This window comes from Nanhaiella sioensis (assembly GCF_046557775.1).
GTDB classification, from domain to species: domain Bacteria; phylum Bacillota; class Bacilli; order Bacillales; family SM2101; genus Nanhaiella; species Nanhaiella sioensis.
Window position 1 is genome coordinate 1,546,030 of sequence record NZ_JBKAEG010000001.1, and the last position, 17,355, is coordinate 1,563,384.

The 17,355-nt window shown below is 32.8% G+C and carries 18 protein-coding genes; 7 read left to right on the top strand and 11 right to left on the bottom strand.

Features of this window, described 5'->3' with window-relative positions:
* Nucleotides 1–200 precede the first annotated feature (200 nt).
* From V1503_RS07105 to V1503_RS07120, 4 genes are all read right to left on the bottom strand, one after another.
* Nucleotides 201–743, bottom strand: a complete 543-nt coding sequence (locus V1503_RS07105; protein WP_410625886.1) for a GNAT family N-acetyltransferase — start codon at nucleotides 741–743, stop codon at nucleotides 201–203.
* A 51-nt stretch (nucleotides 744–794) separates the two neighbouring features.
* A complete protein-coding gene (locus V1503_RS07110; RefSeq protein WP_410625888.1) occupies nucleotides 795–1,706 on the bottom strand; it encodes a phosphotransferase enzyme family protein in 912 nt (303 codons plus the stop codon).
* A gap of 128 nt (nucleotides 1,707–1,834) precedes the next feature.
* On the bottom strand, nucleotides 1,835–2,155 hold the full coding sequence (locus V1503_RS07115) for a MazG-like family protein (RefSeq protein WP_320209103.1): 321 nt from the start codon (nucleotides 2,153–2,155) through the stop codon (nucleotides 1,835–1,837).
* A gap of 51 nt (nucleotides 2,156–2,206) precedes the next feature.
* Complete coding sequence (locus V1503_RS07120; protein WP_410625890.1) at nucleotides 2,207–2,551, bottom strand: ASCH domain-containing protein; 345 nt, start codon at nucleotides 2,549–2,551, stop codon at nucleotides 2,207–2,209.
* Between the two features lie 238 nt (nucleotides 2,552–2,789).
* Here V1503_RS07120 and V1503_RS07125 point away from each other — a divergent pair, with 238 nt between their 5' ends.
* The gene (locus V1503_RS07125; RefSeq protein WP_410625892.1) at nucleotides 2,790–3,140 is read left to right on the top strand and encodes a DUF952 domain-containing protein; all 351 of its coding nucleotides are present in this window, start codon (nucleotides 2,790–2,792) and stop codon (nucleotides 3,138–3,140) included.
* A 175-nt stretch (nucleotides 3,141–3,315) separates the two neighbouring features.
* On the opposite strand, the gene V1503_RS07130 is transcribed toward V1503_RS07125, so the two are convergent.
* Nucleotides 3,316–3,672, bottom strand: a complete 357-nt coding sequence (locus V1503_RS07130) for a rhodanese-like domain-containing protein (protein WP_410625894.1) — start codon at nucleotides 3,670–3,672, stop codon at nucleotides 3,316–3,318.
* A gap of 261 nt (nucleotides 3,673–3,933) precedes the next feature.
* Between V1503_RS07130 and V1503_RS07135 the strand changes: the two genes are divergently transcribed.
* The 5 genes from V1503_RS07135 (at nucleotide 3,934) to V1503_RS07155 (ending at nucleotide 9,738) form a co-directional block, all read left to right on the top strand.
* Nucleotides 3,934–5,112 carry a TsoY family (seleno)protein gene (locus V1503_RS07135; RefSeq protein WP_410625896.1) on the top strand — a complete coding sequence of 393 codons (1,179 nt, stop codon included), beginning with the start codon at nucleotides 3,934–3,936 and terminating at the stop codon, nucleotides 5,110–5,112.
* 138 nt (nucleotides 5,113–5,250) lie between these two features.
* The gene (locus V1503_RS07140; RefSeq protein WP_410625898.1) at nucleotides 5,251–5,946 is read left to right on the top strand and encodes a response regulator transcription factor; all 696 of its coding nucleotides are present in this window, start codon (nucleotides 5,251–5,253) and stop codon (nucleotides 5,944–5,946) included.
* Complete coding sequence (locus V1503_RS07145) at nucleotides 5,939–6,943, top strand: sensor histidine kinase (protein WP_410625900.1); 1,005 nt, start codon at nucleotides 5,939–5,941, stop codon at nucleotides 6,941–6,943. The genes V1503_RS07140 and V1503_RS07145 overlap by 8 nt, the downstream gene beginning before the upstream one ends.
* 100 nt (nucleotides 6,944–7,043) lie before the next feature.
* Nucleotides 7,044–7,805 (top strand): ABC transporter ATP-binding protein, encoded by a 762-nt coding sequence (locus tag V1503_RS07150; protein ID WP_410625902.1) that lies wholly within the window; start codon nucleotides 7,044–7,046, stop codon nucleotides 7,803–7,805.
* A complete protein-coding gene (locus tag V1503_RS07155; RefSeq protein ID WP_410625904.1) occupies nucleotides 7,795–9,738 on the top strand; it encodes an ABC transporter permease in 1,944 nt (647 codons plus the stop codon). Before V1503_RS07150 ends, V1503_RS07155 begins: the two co-directional genes overlap by 11 nt.
* Before the next feature lie 160 nt (nucleotides 9,739–9,898).
* On the opposite strand, the gene V1503_RS07160 is transcribed toward V1503_RS07155, so the two are convergent.
* The 4 genes from V1503_RS07160 to V1503_RS07175 form a co-directional block, all read right to left on the bottom strand.
* The gene (locus tag V1503_RS07160) at nucleotides 9,899–10,348 is read right to left on the bottom strand and encodes a GNAT family N-acetyltransferase (RefSeq protein ID WP_410629400.1); all 450 of its coding nucleotides are present in this window, start codon (nucleotides 10,346–10,348) and stop codon (nucleotides 9,899–9,901) included.
* Nucleotides 10,348–10,785 carry a hypothetical protein gene (locus V1503_RS07165; protein ID WP_410625906.1) on the bottom strand — a complete coding sequence of 146 codons (438 nt, stop codon included), beginning with the start codon at nucleotides 10,783–10,785 and terminating at the stop codon, nucleotides 10,348–10,350. Before V1503_RS07165 ends, V1503_RS07160 begins: the two co-directional genes overlap by 1 nt.
* A gap of 466 nt (nucleotides 10,786–11,251) precedes the next feature.
* Nucleotides 11,252–13,009 (bottom strand): hypothetical protein, encoded by a 1,758-nt coding sequence (locus tag V1503_RS07170; RefSeq protein WP_410625908.1) that lies wholly within the window; start codon nucleotides 13,007–13,009, stop codon nucleotides 11,252–11,254.
* A 463-nt stretch (nucleotides 13,010–13,472) separates the two neighbouring features.
* Nucleotides 13,473–14,183 (bottom strand): DsbA family oxidoreductase, encoded by a 711-nt coding sequence (locus V1503_RS07175; protein WP_214480615.1) that lies wholly within the window; start codon nucleotides 14,181–14,183, stop codon nucleotides 13,473–13,475.
* Between the two features lie 137 nt (nucleotides 14,184–14,320).
* Here V1503_RS07175 and V1503_RS07180 point away from each other — a divergent pair, with 137 nt between their 5' ends.
* Nucleotides 14,321–14,887, top strand: a complete 567-nt coding sequence (locus tag V1503_RS07180) for a TetR/AcrR family transcriptional regulator (RefSeq protein WP_214480616.1) — start codon at nucleotides 14,321–14,323, stop codon at nucleotides 14,885–14,887.
* A 477-nt stretch (nucleotides 14,888–15,364) separates the two neighbouring features.
* Here the strand turns inward: V1503_RS07180 and V1503_RS07185 are convergent, their stop codons facing one another.
* Both V1503_RS07185 and V1503_RS07190 read right to left on the bottom strand, forming a co-directional pair.
* Nucleotides 15,365–15,868, bottom strand: a complete 504-nt coding sequence (locus V1503_RS07185; RefSeq protein ID WP_214480617.1) for an NUDIX hydrolase — start codon at nucleotides 15,866–15,868, stop codon at nucleotides 15,365–15,367.
* A gap of 846 nt (nucleotides 15,869–16,714) precedes the next feature.
* Nucleotides 16,715–17,347 carry an HAD hydrolase-like protein gene (locus V1503_RS07190; protein WP_214480618.1) on the bottom strand — a complete coding sequence of 211 codons (633 nt, stop codon included), beginning with the start codon at nucleotides 17,345–17,347 and terminating at the stop codon, nucleotides 16,715–16,717.
* Between the last annotated feature and the right edge of the window lie 8 nt (nucleotides 17,348–17,355).

Here is a 17,355-nt window from a genome sequence, read left to right on the forward strand (position 1 = left end):
TGTCTTATTTGTTTTTTGCTACATTTACTCACCTACCCTTTTATCTCTTTATGTAAACGTTATCATTTTTATAATATTATCTTATAACAAACTTTATTTATATTCTATATTTTTTTACTCACAATGTTTTCCAATCGATCTATTAAAATGAGCAATATTAGGTCATTATGTTGACTAAATATTGCTCACATTTAGTTTATTTATACCCCTCTAGTAGAATTCAACTCGAAGTATGATAGTGTACGACCATTGTAGTCTTTATTTATGAGGAACGTAAATCCAATTTTTTCTAATACATTCATCGACCTCTTATTCTTTGTTCTAACTCTAGCAAACAATTTTTCAATCCTTAAATTCTTAAAAGCAAAACCTATTGCTACATTAGCTGCCTCTGTTGCATAACCATTACCCCAATACTGTTGATTAATGAGGTAGAGTATTTCAACATCTTCTGTATCGTCTATATATCTTAAACCACAATGGCCGATAAGCTTGTCGGTTTCTTTATGTATAACTGCCCACACACCAAAGCCATATAGATTCCAATGGCTTACTATATTTTCCACGTAGTTTTTTGTCTCTTCACGGGACATCCCCTCTCCCCTGGCTAACCACATTCCAACTTCGTTTTGCTTGACGATTTTATACAGTGATTCCATATCGTTATGAGTTATTTTCCTCAAGTATAGGCGAGTGGTTTCTATGTTATCATTATTTACCTCGTTATCACTTAAGCTTTGCATCATATCACCCCTTACCCTTCGTTTATCAATTTTCTTGCAAGCCTATATTTTTTAGCCAATATGTAAGTTGAAATCTATGAATGGTATATCGTGTTCAATATTGTATTTCATTCTTTTAAGAACCTTGTTTACTTTCTCATTCGAATGATCGATGTTCATATATTTTGAAGTATATACATATGAATAAATTTGTCTGTAATCGAGAAAGTAAGGTATTTTTGCAAGCCAATATTTATCAAGCAAATTTTCATTCGTATACCCTGACATAAACGTATCATAAAAACGTAAAGTAAAATCTCTTCTTCTTATTTGTTCAGATGAAGGAATAGTTTTTACTGCGTGATATAACGAAATTGCGATATCATATGCAAACCAATTTTTCTCAATATCTCCAAAATCAAATAAGATAATCTCACCAGCATGCACATGAAAGTTATGATGATGAAAATCATTATGTATCGTTCCATAGCTATTGATATCTTTATCTAACAATTGTAACTCAGCTATATATGTTTGCCACTTATCCAATACTTTGTTCTCAATTGGTGGGTATTCCGTAAAAATACTGTTATTGTTCCATTCTTTATTAATAACAAGGCTATTTCTAGAGGTAGGATATAATTTAGCAACATGATGCATCCTCCCCATAGCTTCTCCCCATTTCTTTACGGTCAATAAATCAGCTAAATGAAGATCAGCAAGAACTGAACCATGCGCCTTCTCGAAAGCCACGACGATATAATACTCACTTTCCCATTTCATTTCTTCAATGATCTTACCTTTTACAGACCGCACTGGTAAAGAAATGTTTAACCCATGATCAGCTAAATAATTCATCCATGCTAACTCTTGCTTTACTGAAGAAATATCATATTTAGTTCCTGATAGAATTTTTAATATAAAGTTGTTACCTTTAGCCTTACATTCATAAACATTTTGATCGAATCCTCCTAATAACTTCAATGATGTAGGATTCACTCCGTATTTTGCTGAAACCTTTTCTAATATTGAGTTATGTATTGTTGGTCACCAACCTCTTAACATTGATTTCTTTCCGTTTGTTAGCTTTCATTTTATAAAACTACCATCACTTAATTATTCGTATAGCGATTGGATAGTTTCTTTTTATGTTCATAAAAAATTTGTTCCAAAGAAATATCATACTTGTTAGCGATAACAATTAAGTTTCCTAATACGTCACCCAATTCTTCCGTTAATTCTTGCTTATTTTCCTCAAATGTCCCATTTACTTCATCTGGTCTATCTCTTCCTATTTCAAGGGATCTGATCGCTCGTGCAACCTCACCAGTTTCCTCCGCTAGAAAGCCAATTCGAATAAATATATCTAACTCTGACCACCCTCTTGTTTCATAATATTCCTTAACCCATTGTTGAAACTCAGTTACATCCATCATCCATCTCCGCCTTTCATCAATCATCTAACCTCTTGGTTTTTCTTCCTATTATTTCATTGCTTTAATAGAAATCGCTAAAACACCCCATCGTTCTTCTTGCTCAAGCGTGTAAATTCCGTATGTTCCTTCGAGTAAATCTTTCATCGTCCAACCTTCACAGTCGAAATCCTTTAAAGGAATATCTTCGTACATGTCTTTAAAAGTATGATAATTTTTTAGCCCTGTTACATTTACCCTTAGTGATTCATCTGCTTCAGGAACAGAGACAAACTCGATAGTATCTCCAATTTTTATGTTCCTTCTTTTTTGATCATTCAAGCGTACTTCAACAGTTTTGTTGCCGTCTTTAATCGCTTGTAGGTACACTTTATATAATCCCATTCTGTGTAACATAAACTGCACCACCCCCATACACATAAACTATTTATATTATACGTCATTTGAAGAGTTCAGTTTTAAAAAAAGAAGAATTAAATAAGCACCAAATATAAGCTGTTTTTAAAGATAGAAACTATTGTACAAGAATGTTTATATGGTCCTATATAATAGAAAAATAGTATAATATTATCTATACATTTATTTGCCAAAATGAACTTTTGGAACGTACTGAACTAAGAGGAGGGTTTGAAAAATGATATTACATATTATTGAAAAAGAAGCCTGGTTCAAGGCACAAAGAGAGGGAATCTATACTCCATCAAGCATAAAAACTGATGGCTTTATTCACTGCTCTACTAGTGAACAAGTTGTTGATGTTGCAAATTTTTTGTATAAGGGTCATACAGATCTAGTACTTTTATGTATAGACCCTAATAAAGTGGAAGCAAAGATTGTATATGAAGACTTGTATGAAGCGGGAAAATTATTCCCACATATTTATGGTTCATTAAATATAGCTGCTGTATTTAAAGTTATACGCTTTATACCAGATGGTAATGAAGGTTTTAGCTTACCTAAAGAATTAACAGATCTTAATAGTTAATGAGCTTTGCTGTTTTTATATCTTCTAATGTTGATCACAAGTTTCTAATAAGAAGGGATCAGAGTTAGGTCTTCCCTTCTTACTGATATATTACTTCGTAAATACGATTTAAATTTGATTAAACTACCTCTAGCCTTAATTTTTCTATATCTAATAATTAATTAAAACACTCTTGCTATAATGCACTCATGCCACCCTTTACATTTGCAACTTGTTTAAAGCCGTTTTTCTTTAAAAGTTTACTCGCTTGGTTACTCCTCATTCCACTTTGGCAAATTACAACTACCTCTTTATCCTTTGAAAGCTCACTCATTTTTTTATTTAGTTGCTGCAAAGGTATATTTTTAAACCCTCGAATGTTGTTTGTTTTAAACTCACCAACTGTTCTAACATCGATAAATTGTTTGTTAGGTGCGCTCATTTGATTTTTTAATTCTGTTACTGAAATTTGTCGTACACCTTTAGTCGGAACAAGTTTTTGAAAAAGAACTACAATAAATAAACCAATCATGATATAACCGATAAATTCCACCTATCTAACCTCCATTTTCTAAATTACCCACATGGGTATATTACGAAAATTATATAAGAAAGTCAACTAATAGAATTCTATTATCGTAGCCATCAAATTGTAACAATTTGTTTTTAACTTAAAGCTTCCTTATATGCGTATCTTTATATGAAACATTTCCTGCAACAAAAAATTCTTCCCTCTTGAAAACTAGTTTTTAACTCGTTAGAATAGTGTTCAATTACCCATATGGGTATGTGAAGTGTACGAAGGAGGATCTACATGCGTAAAAATTTAAAAGAACAATATAACCCAATGTTTTTTTTATCATCACTCGGCAATGGAGGCTTAGCTGTAGCATTTTACATGTACCTCATGTTTATGGTCGAACACCCTGGCAAGCCGATGGCAAACTTTGAACATGTACTCAATGGCTTTAAGTCAGGTAATTTTTTGCTAATATTAACGATTGCAATTGCTCTACTAGGCATTATTTACTTTGGATTTAAGCATTACAAACTACTATTTTGGAATATTGCAGAATATAGCAAGTTTAAGAAAACAACAGCTTACAATAATTTAAGAGAATCTAACAATGAAGTTACATTAATGGCAATACCGTTAACACTCGCTATGAGCGTAAACGTTGTTTTTATTATTTTCGGTACTTTTATACCAAATCTCTGGAATTACGTTGAATATTTATTCCCTATCTCGTTAATTTCATTTATGGTGATAGGAGTATACAGCTTATACATTTTTAAGAATTACGTTACTCGACTCATGCTAAATGGAGATTTTGACTTTGTCATGAATAATAATCTCAGTCAAATGCTAATCACTTTTACCTTTAGCATGGTAGCCGTAGGTTTTGCTGCTCCTGCTGCGATGAGTCATACAAAAGTTGTTTCGACGATAGGTCTATTATTATCAATATTTTTCATTAGCATTGCCATAGTCTTCATAACTATCCATTTAGTCCTAGGATTTAAGTCAATCTTCAAACAAGGGATTGACGTACAAGGCAGTCCTAGCTTATGGATGATGATTCCTATACTAACACTTATCGGCATTTCCATCGTGCGTAATTATATGGGCTTTAGTCATCATTTGTTACATGAGCCTAACCCAAGTGAGCTACCGCTATTAATTATTTTAACTATACTTGTATCGATTCAACTAATATTTGGTTTAATTGGTTTTTCAGTTCTTAAACGTACTAGCTATTTTAATGAATATATTCATGGATCAAAGAAAAGCCCTGGAAGTTTCGCACTTATTTGTCCTGGTGTTGCTTTTATGGTGCTAGGATTTTTCTTTATTCATTGGGGTTTTGTAAAAAACGGGCTAGTTACTCAATTTTCTACCGTTTATTTCTTGTTAATCATCCCTTATATTTATGTCCAAATGAAAACTGTACGTACAGTTTCAATACTTGAGAAAAAATTACTTCGTATATAAAAGTGATATGCCAGTAGAAGGATTTCAAAAATCAGGCTACTGGCTTTATTAACTTAACAAACACCTAACATTTTTTAGCATCTAAAAAGGTTTTGCTTTATAATTAATTGTGAAAAAGTTATAAAGAGTGGTGGTTCGGTGTTTAAACTGTTATTGATTGAAGATGATAAGACTCTCTTTCAAGAGATGAAAGATAGGTTGACTCAATGGTCTTATGAAGTATATGGTATTGCAGATTTTAATCATGTCATTCATGAATTTACAACGATTAGACCACACCTAGTCATCATCGATATCCAATTACCTAAATTTGATGGGTTCCATTGGTGTAGAATGATTAGAGACTTTTCAAATGTTCCTATTATATTTCTATCATCACGCGACCATCCTACTGATATTGTTATGTCGATGCAGCTTGGAGCAGATGACTATATACAAAAGCCTTTTCATTTCGATGTACTAATCGCCAAAATTCAAGCTACTCTTCGGCGTGTATATAATTATAACTCTGAACAAGGTAATCTCCAATCATGGTGCGGTGCCACAGTAGATTATGAGAAAAATATAGTAACAAACGGTGTAGGAACGATCGAGCTAACAAAGAATGAAATATTTATATTAAAACAATTGATTAAGGACAAGAATAAAATCGTAAGTCGGGATAAACTAATGAATAGTCTATGGGACGATAAACGTTTTGTAAGTGATAATACATTAACTGTTAATGTAAATCGCTTACGACGACGGTTAGATGAACTAACATTAGGACAATTTATAGAAACAAAAGTTGGACAAGGATATATGGCTATCGAACAGGATAAAAACTATGATTAGAAGATTTTTGAAAGAAAGGCGAAGCTGGATATTGCTAGTTTTATCTTTACAACTATTATTCATTTTTGTCGCTTATATTGATTCACTGATTCCATTAAAGCCAACCATTTATATCGTTTTTTTATCAGCCATCATTTTCAGTCTTTTTCTAATCATTCGTTATATTAAAGAAACAGCCTTTTATCATAGTTTGGAAGAACGTGAAAACAACCTTGACTTTGCAAGTATACCTGAGCCTGAGAGTCCTTTTGAAAATATTGTTCAACAACAAATGCTTAACCAGATTGATTGGTTAAAACAAGTGAATTCTGAAAATTTAATTGCATTGGAGCAAGAAAAGGATGATTTGTTATCTTGGATTCATGAAGTAAAAACTCCTTTAACGGCAATGCATTTAATGATTGAACGCATTGAAGATAAAGAATTGAAAGCTAGCTTAACTTATGAATGGTTACGCATTCATCTGCTTCTCGATCAACAACTGCACCAAAAACGAATATCGTCTATTGAAAACGATTTATTTATAGAACAAGTTGATGTCGAATCAATTGTGATCAAAGAGATTAAAACATTACAAACTTGGTGTATTCAACAGAGGATTGGCTTTGATATACATATCGACGAGACAGGAGTACTTTGTGATGCAAAATGGCTTGCATTTATTATAAGGCAACTGTTAACAAATGCAGTGAAGTATAGTAGTCAATCAGATATAAGTATTACATGCTATCAACAAGATGGGCAAACCTTCCTTGAGGTGAGAGATTTTGGGAGAGGGATTGACCCAAAAGATTTACCTCGAATCTTCGATAAAGGGTTTACATCAACAACAAATCATGACGACCAAAATGCAACTGGCATGGGATTATATTTGGTCAAAAAAGCCGCAAAATCTTTAAAAATTACCATTTCAGTACAATCAATACTCGGAGAGGGTACTACTATTACTTTGACATTTCCAAAACGTAATGACCTCGTCAATATGATAGGCGTGTGACAAAAGTGTCACATGCCTTTATCATTTTGTTCGGACAATCGAAGGAAATGAAATCTCACTATTTTTATAATTAAACTATAAGAGAAAAGGAAGTGATGGTATGTATATTTTAGAAGCTAATAAAATTAACAAAAACTTTGGTAATAAGTTTCATAGACAAGAAGTTTTAAAAGGAATTGATCTAAACATTGAAGAGGGCGAGTTTGTTAGTATTATGGGACCGTCTGGTTCAGGGAAAACAACATTACTTAATGTGCTATCTTCAATTGATAAGGTAAGTAACGGAACAATCACCATTGAGCAAAATGAACTTACAAAAATGAAGGATAAACAACTTGCTAATTTCAGAAAAAAGCATTTAGGTTTTATCTTTCAAGAATATCATTTGTTAGACACGCTAACAGTCAAAGAAAATATACTATTACCGCTATCTATTACAAAAGTATCGAAGAAAGAAGCTAAACAAAAATTTCATGATGTAGCAACCGAGCTAGGTATTCTAGACGTAAAAGATAAGTATCCTAATGAAATTTCGGGTGGACAAAAGCAGCGGACTTCAGCAGCTAGAGCATTTATCCATGAGCCTAGCATTATTTTTGCTGATGAACCCACAGGTGCGCTCGATTCAAAATCTGCATCAGATTTATTACACAAGTTAAGCGATTTAAACATAAAACGAAAAGCAACAATCGTTATGGTCACTCACGATCCAGTTGCAGCGGGGTATAGTAATAGAGTCATTTTCATCAAGGATGGATTAGTATATACACAGTTAAATAGAGGTGAACAAAATAGACAGCTCTTTTTTAAAGACATAATGAAAACACAGGGTGTTCTAGGTGGTGTGCAATATGAGCATTAATCAGCTCATCATAAGAAACTTGAGAAAAAATCTAAAAAATTACTATCTATATGTATTCGCATTAATTTTTAGTGTGTCCCTTTATTTTTCATTTGTCACTTTACAATATGACCCTTCAATGGATCCAGTAAAAGGATCAATAAAAGGAGCTGCCGCTATTCGAACGGCATCTATTTTACTCGTAGCTATAGTAGCTATTTTTCTTTTATATGCTAATAAAATATTCATAAAACGTCGGGGTAAGGAAATAGGCTTATTTCAGCTCATAGGAATGACAAAAAGAAGGATTTTCAGCATTCTTTCTGTTGAGAACTTCATCCTATATTTTAGTTCATTAATGGTTGGAATATTTCTTGGGTTTTCCGTGTCAAAATTAATTGTGATGATTTTATTTAAGACGACAAAGGTTGAAACAATCGCAACCCTACATTTCTCATCCGAAGCATTTACCCAAACCATTATAATTTTTTCTATTATATATCTTTTTATTATGTTCATGAATTTTCTTTTCATCAATAGACAGAGCATTTTATCTTTATTTCAGGTGATTTCAAAAACAGAAGGCAAAATGAAAAAATTATCTATAGTTGAAATCATAATTGGAATACTAGGAATTATTTTAATCGTTATTGGCTATTATGTATCATCTGTACTATTTAATGGTTATTTTAACTCATTTAATGATTTATTTTTTGCGATGATAGGTATTTTAGCATCCGTTATTTTGGGAACATACCTTTTATACAAAGGTTCTGTTAGTGTAATTTCTCAAATCACCAGGAAAAGAAAGGATGGTTATTTAAACATTAATGAGGTGTTATCACTTTCAACGATTATGTTCCGAATGAAATCTAATGCCTTGCTATTAACAGTCATTACGACCGTATCTGCCCTTGCAATCGGCTTATTATCATTAAGTTATATTTCTTATTACTCAGCAGAAAAATCTGCTAGGAATAGTGTAGCTGCTGATTTTGCTTTCACCAATGTACAAGATGCGAAACAATTCGCACAGGCATTGAAGTCACAAAATATTAACTTTTTAGAAAGAAAAGTAGATGTGATTCAAGCACATGCCAATCTAGAGGATATATTAGATGTAAATATAGAAGAAATAAACACTGATCCAAGCTTAACGACTGTAGCAGTTATAGGTGATCATGCCTTGCAAGAAATTGACCTAGATCCAAATGAAATCCTTCTTGCAGGTTATGAGAATGCTAAACAAACAATGATGCCGATTAACAATAGTGGAGAAATTGAATTGATGGGGCAAAATATTGTCTTAAAGCAAAATTATATAGGGATTAATCGTAATGACTTCTACATCTCAAGTTACTTTACCTTTGGAGGATTAGCAGTTGCAATTGTAGATGCCATAACATTCAATAAATTAACGACTGATTTAAATCCAGACATACAAAAAGAATCCTCGGTCTATATCGGAATTGATATTATTAACAACGAAAATATTTTAACAGCAAATGATATATACCAAACACTTGATAGTGAGAATGCTCATTCATCAAGCCTACAAATGAGTAATAGCCATAAAAGAAATATAGGGTTGCTTATGTTTATCGTTGGCTTTTTAGGATTAACCTTTTTGATTACATCAGGATGCATCCTGTATTTTAAGCAATTGGATGAAAGTGAAGAGGAAAAGGGAAGCTTTACAATTTTACGTAAACTCGGCTTCACACAAGAGGACTTATTAAAAGGAATTCAAGTAAAGCAAATGTATAATTTTGGAATACCACTGCTTTTTGGGCTACTTCATAGCTATTTTGCAGTTCAATCAGGATGGTTTTGGTTTGGAACAGAGCTTTGGACACCAATGATTATCGTTATGATATTATATACTGCCCTGTATTCGATCTTTGGCGTGTTATCTGTTCTTTATTACAAAAAAGTCATAAAAGAAGCATTATAGTTGTTGAAAGGTCAGATTCAATTTGGTAGAAAAAATAGAGAGCCTGTTATCATGATAGAATTAAACAGGCTCTTATTCTGGTACTTTTATCCTAAGCTTAATAATAAGAATGGATATACCTTAAGCTCAGAAAAAGTTAATAGAGATTATGATAGTTATATCACACCACTATTTCATATTTACAATGCTCACCATAAATATTCGCAATGCCTTTTAATTCATATTTTCTTTGATAATAAGTATTTAATCCTTTATTACTTCGAAGACAATCAAAACGGATGTATTGTTTTCCTTGACCTTTTACTAATTGTACTGCCCATTCGATTAATTTTTCACCTATTTGTTTACCAGCATATTCTCTGTCAACGACTATTCGATGCAAATAAACAATATCATTGTTGTTTCGCGCTTGTCCCCAAATATCAGTATCCCATTCAGTTGGTTGATCCTCCAATGAAATCGTAGCAATTGCTTTATTTTCTTTCATTAAAATATAAGTATTCCCTTTTAAAATAGAATCTAATATCTCTTGTGTATTTTCCTCTAAATGAGTAAGATAATAATCCCATTGCGTTGTACCTTTTGTTTGTAACCATGTAGCTGCTTGAATTAATAGTTGTAAAACGACTTGAAAATCTTTTTCTTTTGCACTCTTAAATGTTCCGCCATCCGCATAAAGCTCACTGTAAAGCGGTTTAAACTGTCGTAACCAGAGGTAGGTTCTGTAATCGTTTGTGGGGGTATGGCATTAATACGTTTCCCCGTTCCCTTATGGTAGGCTTCTATTTCAATTGTTTTCCCATTAAAGGTTTCAAATGGTGCTGTAAAGCTAATCAAATAACCATACGACCTACCAGCAACAAGCGTAGGATCAGGATAAACAGTAAATAACGTCTCACCATTGTCACTATATTCTTGTCGGACAGTCCAATCAGTCTGGATCCTTTCGTTATCACTATCTACCTTTGCAGTTTCAGCTTTGCAACCAGTGAAAACAAGCGATACTAATAATAAGAAACTTAAACTAAAATAAATCATTCTATTCATCACACCACTCCAGTCAATTAAGGAAATTATTACTAAATATGACGCAAATGACCGGAAATTTGTTTCATGTTTTTAAAGGTTATTTTCAATACTTAGTTGCAGTTGTATTCTTACTAAATAAGCTCAACTTATGAGTTTTTATATAGAGCTGTTTTCACATTAATTGGTCCTTTATGCATAAGAACTAAACACGTTCGGCATCTTTTCACCAATAAAGACTATTAAAGTCATTAATACATCAGTTGCTAACATTTAAGTGAAAAAAGCAATAAAATTTTAGAAAAGAGCTTATATAATAAGCATTTGTTCTAAGGTATAAGCACGTATACATCTACCGTTCGTGGCATCTTTTCTACTTTTACAATTATTGAGCCCCTTCAAAAAGATCACTCTGTCCATTTCTAAGTAAAAATAACATCAAAGTTTACGAACAGAGCCATCCCTTTTTACGAAAACAATAGCATAATCACTGTATATTAACCTCAACTAGTGAAATTGGGTTTACTTCGCCTACATCTAAAAGAACTTCATCTTTGTATAACAGTTGAACCCGTTGTAAAAACCATTCTACAGTTGATGGATGATCGATATCTTCGCTATGCATATACATAATTGGGGCAAAGTTTTTTGCATAATACATAGCTCGATTATAATCAGCCACGACGACATCGTATGCTACAGAACTACCTGTTCTATCTTTAAACCATCCACTTCCTATTCCAAAGCTAGGACTCTTCGTACCAATTAAATCATCCTCATACGTATTTCCCCATAAGCCATCATAGGCTACCCATCTGTACAAATCATTCGTTCTGTAATCACTACCGATCAATGAGAAATTTTCTTGAATATCCCATATTGGACCTCTATTTGTCACATCATTTGGCAGTGGAAATCTAGAATATGTGGCTACCCTTGGATAACTTGCATGAGAAATCTTTGAAGAAAAACCTACAGGTCTATAATCATCTAATAACGTTGCTATTCGAGCATTTATGTGATAACTACTATGAGACTCACTCACTACAATAACGTCATTCTTAGAGGAGAAATGCACAGAGGGTTTGCTCCCAAAGTCTAGAGGCGTTCCAACTACTTTAGTTCCATTCCATTTTGACCACTGTATATTTTCACCATTTAATTGGCCGATATTATAGTATAGCCTGTCACCACCTTCATGAATTTCAAATATTTTACCATCTTGTGTGACAGTAACATCAGGAAGATACCCTGTATCATAAAACGTTCCATTAGAAGTCCAATCAACCTGTTCTCCATTTAAAGAGCCAACATTATAGTATAGATTTCCCGATGATTCATGCATTTCAACAATTGTATTATTTGATACTGTAACAGAAGGGTGACGGCCCGTATCGTATTTATGACCTTTTGTCATCCAGGTTATTTTGTTGCCGTTCAATTTCCCTACACTATAGTACAAATTCCCACCTGTGACCTCATTCTCATGAATTTCGATAATTGTGCCATCCGTAGTAACACTTACAGAAGGATTTTGTCCAGTATCATAATATGTTCCATTCGTTGTCCAATTGATTTTATCCCCTTCAATTGTTCCAATATTATAATATAATTTCCCACCAGTAACTTCATTCTCATGTACTTCAATAATTTTACCGTCATTGGTAACAGTAAGTGCTGGATTTTGCCCAGTATCGTATTTAGTTCCTAAACGAAGCCACTCAACCTTTTGATCAACAATTTTCCCCAAATTATAATAAAGACTTCCACCGGTAACTTCATTTTCATGCACTTCAATAACCATTCCATCAACAGTAACTGCTACTGATGGCTTTTGCCCTGTATCATAATTACTACGTTCATAGCTTTTCATATTTTCACTATATATAAAGCTGTCATCGTACCATTGCCCTTCATTTGAATGGGCTGCATAGTACACTGTTTCAATTTCCTCAGTCTCTTTATCAGCTATCACTCTTACTTTTTCCCAATCTCCTTCATGAGCACCTTGTCCAACTGCTCCATCCATTACGCCATTATATGGATAAAAAAATGAATATTGAACACCAACCTTTGTATCGTTTTCATAAACTTGCGCATAAGCCTTTGCACCTTCAAAGTCTCCTCTTTTTGTCAACTCATCGACAATATTTAAGCGTAAGTCCTCATTCTTCGCATAGGCTACTGTAACGTTAAAACATATTAAACTACTAAATATTAGTATAATGGTGACTAATTTCCTCATACTATTCTCCTCTTTTCCAATCTCTTTTTTTGATAAAATTGTACAGGAATCGAGATTAGAAAACAAAGTAATCTTCAGAATTTATTGTAAATTAAGATAATAGAACTATGATTTTAGATATCACACTCTCTTATTCTTTAACTTATGCTGTAAAAACGGCACTTCTGACCTATTTCAAAATCATGGGGGACATATACCTTCTTTGATACTACTCTCTAGGATGAGATGAGGTTTTAAAGTAGAAATTAGTTTATGTACCAAATGCTATGCTACGAATGTTAGAACTTCATTGTTCAATAAAATGAGAATAAGAAAAATATACGAAAAGAGCTTATAAAATAGAAAAAGGAACTTTCTTATAATGAACTGCATCCTTCATGTCAGTCGTTAATCATCGGATGTGTTCACGTCGAAAGTTCCTTATGTTTCTATATACAATGTTCAACTAGATATCTTTAGCTGTTCACTCACAGCCATTATCATCACAATAGGTACCTTTTGCATTTTCTGTATTAAGCGAAGTTAGTTTGCTTGATTGTTTTTCTTCTTCTAGCACTTTCTCTAGTGCACCAACAAATACTTCTGTCGGTTGCGCACCAGATATGGCATACTTATCATTAATGACGAAAAATGGCACACCTTGAACCCCAATGCTCCTTGCTTCGGATTCATCACTGCGAACCTCATCTTTATATTGCTCACTTTCTAATACTGATTTCGCTTGTTCCCGGTCAAGCCCAACATCTTCAGCAATATCAAGTAATGTGCTATGATCTCCAATATGCTTAGAATCGGTAAAATAAGCTTTTAATAATTTTTCAGTTAGTTCCTCTTCCTTACCAACAACCGAAGCATATTTTGCTAAACGATGAGCTTCAAACGTGTTTGTGGGTAGCATGTTTTCAAAACGAAAGTCCAAGCCAACTTCTTCAGCTCTTTTACGAATCCCCTCATTATTTTGCTTCGCCTGTTCAATGGACACACCGTATTTGTTAGCAATAATTTCATGAATTGATAAGTTCGTATCTCGCGGTGAATTTGGATCAAGTTCAAAACTTTTATAAGATACATCAGCTATATTTTTTAGGGATGTTCGTTCTAATGCATCCTCTAAATGTCTTTTTCCTATATAACAAAATGGACATACAAAATCTGAATATACTTCGATTTTCATCGTTTGCACCTCAATAATAGTATTTATGATGTTAGCATAACATAGTATGAGCAAATATTATTACGATATGCTCATGAGGTATTCATAAATAGGGCTTGTCATTTGACTACTTATCTACTTGATAGTAGATTATTTATATGGATAATAAAACTACATTACAAAAAATTTTAGATGTCGGTCAGCATCTTATTCAGAAAAACGGTTATAACGGCTTTAGCTATGCTGATATTGCTGAGCAGGTCGGTATAAAAAAGGCAAGTATTCATTACTATTTTCCATCAAAAAAAGAATTGGTCCAAGCTGTTCTACAGCAATATCACAAGGATTTTCTTAATGATCTTTTCCAAATAGATCAAAAGTTTAATGACCCTGTAAAAAAACTTAAGGCTTTTTTCCAACTGTATCGTAATACTCTAGACAATAACTCAAAAATTTGTTTATGTACGATGATGGCAGCAGAAATTTCTTCCTTCCCAGAGGAAATACGTGGTAATATTAATCAATTTTTTGTTGATAATGCAAAATGGCTTGAAAATGTGTTAGCTGAAAAAAAAGCAACTGAAAATCCTATACAAGCTGAGGATTTACGAGATCAAGCACGCCTATTCTTAGCGGTTGCACAAGGTGCTCCCCTGTTAGTAAGGACTTCTGGAAATTTTGCACAATATGATTCTATGGTGGACCATTTATTAACAAATCTTTAAAAAGCGTTACAATAAAACCAGCGTTGATTATCCACATCAACACTGGTTTTATTTCACCTGCATAGTTATCTTTAGTATAATTTAAAACATACGAGACCCTTAGCCCAATTGCTAATAAAAAGGCTAAAACTTCATAGGTTCACTCTTCTTCAGCACTATTAGTAGTCGTAAGTTTCTTTTCAATAGTTTTTCACCAATATCAAATCAAACTACTCCTGTAACCAATAATAATATGATTTTCGTCAACATTCCTTAAACGCACTTCTTTTTAACCTTAATTAACTGAGTAATTGATTCTCAAGTATAGACTGTACAAAATTAGTTTGTTTTTCTGCATATTTATCTTTATTTTTATTTACTAAGCGTTTTTTAGCTATTCATACTCACTTCTCATTTTTTCGTTACTTCTTAAATAATCTCTAAAAAACAACTGTTCATGCAAAGATAACAATCACAACTAAGTATTAAAAAAATCCTCTACATAACACTTTTTTTACTATTTAATGCCTCATTTAATACTTGTAAAGAAAGTTCATGGTCATTCATTACATATGGTATTTCCTCTGGTTCTACCCAAATACGTGAGGAAGTTTCATTCTCTCTTTGGAAAGGAAAACACTCTTCTATTTCCATTCGATAAAATATTTGATAGCCAACAAGAGGATACTTCCCACCATGCTTAAAGAGTGGATTATGTTCGTGACTTACTTCAATTGCTCCAATATACTCTACCTTACCTTTGACATAACCTTCCTCAAATGCTTCTCTATGAAACGCTTCCTCAGGTGATTCTCCATCCTCAACATGTCCACCTGGTATATTAAATCCTCTACCTTTTACATCCACTAACAGAATTTTACCTTGACTAAAACAATAACCATGTGCGCTTGTAATTTGTTTAACGTCTTGTATATGTACCATTGGTAACCATGAAAGTTTTACGTGATGTCCATCCCAATTTACAAAAATATGGTTGCTCATATATTATCCTTTCAATAGCAACATATTGAGTTTCCTTATTAATATGCTATTTTCACATTTTTTGTTATTTTTCGTACTAAGAATTCTACAACTTGATTTTGTAGCATATTATCTTCTAAAATAATCACAAAATCTCTTTAAGCTTCTTGTTATTTGTAATAATAGCAGCAAAGTTTACAAAAAGCCCCTTTTAATAAGCTTAGCATGAATTTATTCTATATAATGTAATTATTTCCAAATTACTTAAGCTATTTCTCATCGGTGCTTATGAGATTCACAGAAATGAAGAACCATATAAAACATTTAATGCTGATAATATTCAGTTTAATTTATGTGGCTTTAGTAGAGGAAGGTTTACAAGCAAGTAGCTACAACATAATACAAAAAGAGGACAATTGATAACTACGGGGATGTGGAGTTTAGCAATCTTCTTGCCATCACAACTAAACAAGAAGATTAATTACCACTTTTGTAAAATAACTAGAAAAGCTAACAAATTTAGATTTCACCGCAAAGTATCGGTGCTTCATAAGTGTTGTCTTTGTAATTAAAGTTATTTAATTATTTACTTTGTTACTATTATCTATTACACGAGGTAAAATAACTGAGCCTCTCATCCCTCGGTTGAATGAGGAAAAAAGACAGGCTCTCGATGAATGTGTGGAATTTCTCCCCCGGTTATCGAAGCTATTTTTCTCTCAGCTCAATAGACCCTTTCCGTGAACTATGTTACTAATAAATTTAATAAAGCAACTCACTAGAAAAGGTTACGTAGTAATTGAGAAGAAAAACCCCCCTGAATTTTAGTTGAACCCGGGTTTAAGTCTATCTATGAAGAACAACAAACTACGCTTCCTTATCAAGGATAGTTAATAGTTCAGTAGGTTTATTTATAATATAGTCAGGTCTTTCCACTTCCAAGCTTTGTCTTGCGTCGTACCCCCAAGTAACAGCAACAGATGTAACACCTATTTCCTTACAAGGAGGGATATCACGAATTTCATCACATATGTATAAAACTTCACTGTTCTTTAACTCGAGTCGCTTCAAGAGTTTTTTTATTGTTATGTTTTTTTGAAATAATGACCTTGTGCAAATTACGTTATCAAATACATCAATATTGTTTGCTTTTAAAAATGTTCTTATGTTTTCTTCATTATTGGAGGAGATAATGTCTAGTTTATATTTCCGTTCTTTTAGGTTCATTAGAAGATGTTTTATACCTTCTACCACTATTAGTTCATTTATTCTTGTATTGTAGTTTGATTTCATATCATAAACTATTAAAGGCAATTTATACCATGATACCCCTAACATTTTACACCTTTCTTTTATTGATAAGGTGCTCATGTACTCAACCTCATCTTTGCTCATTTTTCGATACCCATATTTTGTTGAAAGTTCATTGAAAAGTGATACTGCTAAATCTCTTGATTTGACAAGTGTTCCATCAAAATCGAATATAACATGTTTAATCAAGGTAACCA